The sequence below is a fragment of the Brevundimonas sp. CURTG3B2_SDJG genome, from assembly GCF_057364705.1.
This window is the reverse complement of sequence record NZ_JBNFOJ010000287.1, coordinates 1-3,452: the sequence shown is the minus strand read 5'-3', so window position 1 is coordinate 3,452 and position 3,452 is coordinate 1. Positions and strand designations below refer to the sequence as shown.

3 protein-coding genes are annotated in these 3,452 nt (G+C 72.5%); 2 read left to right on the top strand and 1 reads right to left on the bottom strand.

The window, feature by feature from the left end:
• The coding region (locus tag AC2W7C_RS15170) for a sensor histidine kinase (RefSeq protein WP_486002156.1) at positions 1–1,668 on the top strand (1,668 nt) is incomplete at its 5' end.
• On the top strand, positions 1,665–2,999 hold the full coding sequence (locus tag AC2W7C_RS15165; protein ID WP_486002155.1) for a sigma-54-dependent transcriptional regulator: 1,335 nt from the start codon (positions 1,665–1,667) through the stop codon (positions 2,997–2,999). The genes AC2W7C_RS15170 and AC2W7C_RS15165, both read left to right, overlap by 4 nt.
• A 207-nt stretch (positions 3,000–3,206) precedes the next feature.
• Here the strand turns inward: AC2W7C_RS15165 and AC2W7C_RS15160 are convergent, their stop codons facing one another.
• A complete protein-coding gene (locus AC2W7C_RS15160; RefSeq protein ID WP_486002154.1) occupies positions 3,207–3,377 on the bottom strand; it encodes a hypothetical protein in 171 nt (56 codons plus the stop codon).
• Between the last annotated feature and the right edge of the window lie 75 nt (positions 3,378–3,452).

The following is a 3,452-nucleotide window of genomic DNA, read 5'->3' as shown; positions in this document are numbered from 1 at the left end:
GCCACGACGGCGGCCCTGCACGGGGCGGTGCTGCGCAGCGAACTGGAACGCCAGCGCGCCGTGCCGTCGGTCCTGGCCCAGGACCCGGACCTGCTGGCCCTCCTGGCCTCGCCGTCGCCGGAACGCGTCGATCGCCTGAATCGCAAGTTCGAGGCCCTGGCGGGCGAGGTCCGCGCGGCCGCCCTGTACGTGCTGGCCGCCGACGGCACGGCCCTGGCCGCCAGCAACTGGCGCGAGCCGACCAGCTTCGTCGGCTCCAACTACCGCTTCCGACCCTACTATTTGGAGGCGATGCGCGACGGCCAGTCGGCCTTCTTCGCCCTGGGCACCGTCAGCGGCCGCCCGGGCCTCTACCTGGCCCGGCGCATCGACCGCGCCGGCGGAGGGCCGGCCGGCGTGATCGTCGCCAAGGTCGAGTTCGACGCCCTGGAGCGCGACTGGCGGGCGTCGGGCGAGCCGACCTATGTGACGGACGAGGACGGCGTCGTCCTGATCACCACCGTGCCGGACTGGCGCTTCCACGCCACCCTCCCCCTTAGCGCCGAGCGGCGCCGGCGGCTGGCGACCGAGCAGACGGCGGGAGCGACGCTGATCGACCTGCCCTTCCGCGCCCAGGCGGAAGGCGTGCTGAAGGTCTCGCAGGACGTGCCTGAGGGCCTGTACGCCCACGCCACCGACGCCAGCCCGGGCCTGGGCTGGACGATCCACCTGCTGTCGCCCGCCGACGCGGCGATGGCGCGGGCCCTGGGCGCCGCACAGGGCCTGGCCCTGCTGACCACGGCCCTGCTGGCGGGGCTGACGGGGGTGCTGCTGCATCGCAGACATCGCGCGGCCGCCCGCGCGGAGGAGGAAGAAGCGGCCCGCGCCGAGCTGGAGCGGCAGATCGACCTGCGCACGGTCGAACTGCGGACCGCCAACGACCGACTGAGCCATGAAATCGAGGAGCGCCGGCGGCTGGAGAAGAACCGCCAGGATCTCCAGGACGAGTTGATCCAGGCCAACAAGCTGGCGACCCTGGGCCAGATCGCCGCCGGGGTGGCGCACGAGATCAACCAGCCGGTGGCGGCGATCCGCACCCACGCCGACACCGCCGGGGTCTACCTGGAGCGCAGCGACCCCTCGGGCGTCCAGCGCGCCCTGGAGCGGATCGGCGAACTGACCGAACGGGTCGGGACGATCACCGACGAACTCAGGGCCTTCTCGCGCAAGACCCGGTCGGCGCCGGCGGCGGTCGGCGTCGAGGCGGCGATCGACGGAGCCCTGCTGCTGGCGGGCGCGCGCCTGCGCGAGCGCGGCGTCACGCTGAAGCGCACCCCCGGCGCGCCCGATCTGATGGTGCGAGCGGAGCGCAACCGGTTGGAGCAGGTGGTGCTGAACCTGTTGCAGAACGCGATCGAGGCCGTCGCGAGCTCGCCCCGGCCGGAGGTCCGGATCGGGGTCGAGACCAAGGGACGCAAGGTGACGATCAGCGTCGCCGACAACGGACCGGGCCTGTCGGACGCCGTGCGCGACCGGCTGTTCATCCCCTTCGCCACCGACAAACCCGACGGCCTGGGGCTGGGGCTGGTGATCAGCCGGGACATCGTGGCCGGCTTCGGGGGCGAACTGGTGCACGCGCCGTCGGCCTCGGGCGCGGAGTTCCGCATCATGCTGTCGAGGGCGAAATGACCTTCAAGGCCCTGTCCCGCGTCGCGCTGGTCGAGGACGACGAGGCCTTCCGCGCCGCCCTGGCCGAGCGGCTGGAGCTGGCGGACCTGAGCGTGGCCCAACACGCCTCGGCCGAGGCCGCGCTGAAGGCCGTGGACGCCGGGTTCGAAGGGGTGGTGGTCACCGACCTGCGCATGCCGGGGATGGACGGGCGACAGCTGACCGACCGGCTGGCGGCGTTGGATCCCGACCTGCCGGTGATCATCATCACCGGCCACGGCGACGTGGCCGAGGCGGTCGAGGCGATGAAGCGCGGCGCCTACGACTTCCTGGCCAAGCCATTCGCCCCGGAAAGACTGATCGAGACCATCCGGCGGGCGCTGGAGAAGCGCTCCCTGGTGCTGGACAACCGGCGGCTGGCCGCCCTGGCGGCGGATGGCGACTGGACCATCCCGCTGAGCGGCGAGAGCCGGGCGGTCGCGGCGCTCAGGGCCGCCATCACCCAGCTGGCCGACGCCCGGGTGGACGTGCTGATCGAGGGCGAGACAGGGGCCGGCAAGGAGGCCGTGGCGCGGGCGATCCACAACGCCAGCCAACGCCGGCTGAAACCCTTCGTGCCGGTGGCCTGCGCCGCCCTGCCCGAAAGCGACGCCAAGGGGCAGCTGTTCGGACACGAGGCCGGCGCCTTCCCCGGCGCGCTGCGCCGGCGGGACGGCCAGATCGCCCAGTCGCACCAGGGCAGCCTGTTCCTCGACGAGATCGACCAGGCCCCCCGCGCGGTGCAACTGATGATGCTGCGGGTGCTGGAGGAGCGCGAGATCCTGCCGTTGGGCGCCACCGAGCCTCAGGCGCTGGACCTCAGGGTGCTGGCCGCCACCAAGGCGGATCCGGCGGCGGCGGTGTCTCGGGGCGACCTGCGCGAGGACCTGTACTACCGCCTGAACGTGGTGCGGCTGCGCACCCCGCCGCTCCGGGAGCGCCGCGACGACATCCCCATGCTGTTCGCCCGCTTCATGGGCCGCGCCGCCGACCGCCTGGGACGCGAAATGCCGCCGATCGATCATGGGGTGCGCCGACGGCTGCTGGAGCACGACTGGCCGGGCAACCTGCGCGAACTGTCGAACTTCGCCAATCAGGTGGTGGTCGGCTTGGGCCCGGACGCGACCGACCCGGCGGGCGGCGACCGGCTGGCGGACAAGGTGGCCCGCTACGAAGCCGAGCTGATCCGCGAGGCCCTGACCGCCTGCCAGGGCGACATCCGGCGGGTGACCGAGGCGCTCGGCCTGCCCCGCAAGACGCTCTACGACAAGATGGCGCGCCACCAGATCCAGCCGGCGCAGCACCGGCGCTGAGCTTGGGCGCGTTTGTGCGCGAGCCTGAGTTCAACCAAACCCAGGAGCCGTCATTCCCGGCCTTGTGCCGGAAATCCATGAACACTGCGGTTGAGATCGAGACCTCGAGAACGCCGTTCGCGATCATTGGATGGCCGGGACCAGCCCGGCCATGACGAAGACCGAGGTCCCCCAGCCGCATGGGCCGACGACGGAAACCAGACCGTCCTACCCCTCCAGCGCGCCCTCGACGTTCAGGGTGGCGTCGGCGTTCTCGACCACGCCCAGGCTGCGGATTTGGACGCCGTGGTCGGCCTCCAGCACGGCCAGCCAGCCGAACACCTGGGCGCTGCGGGCGCCGGTGATGCGGAAGCCCAGGCCGTCCCGTCCGGGCCCCATCCCCCAGATCGACGGTCAGGCCAGCCGTCTCGGCCCGTTGCGCCGGACCAGGGGCTCGAGGCCCCTCGGCGTTGG

Bases quoted from the DNA above. Each gene is read 5' to 3' on its own strand.
- AC2W7C_RS15165 (WP_486002155.1), top strand. From the start codon at position 1,665: ATGACCTTCAAGGCCCTGTCCCGCGTCGCGCTGGTCGAGGACGACGAG.
- AC2W7C_RS15160 (WP_486002154.1), bottom strand. From the start codon at position 3,377: ATGGGGCCCGGACGGGACGGCCTGGGCTTCCGCATCACCGGCGCCCGC.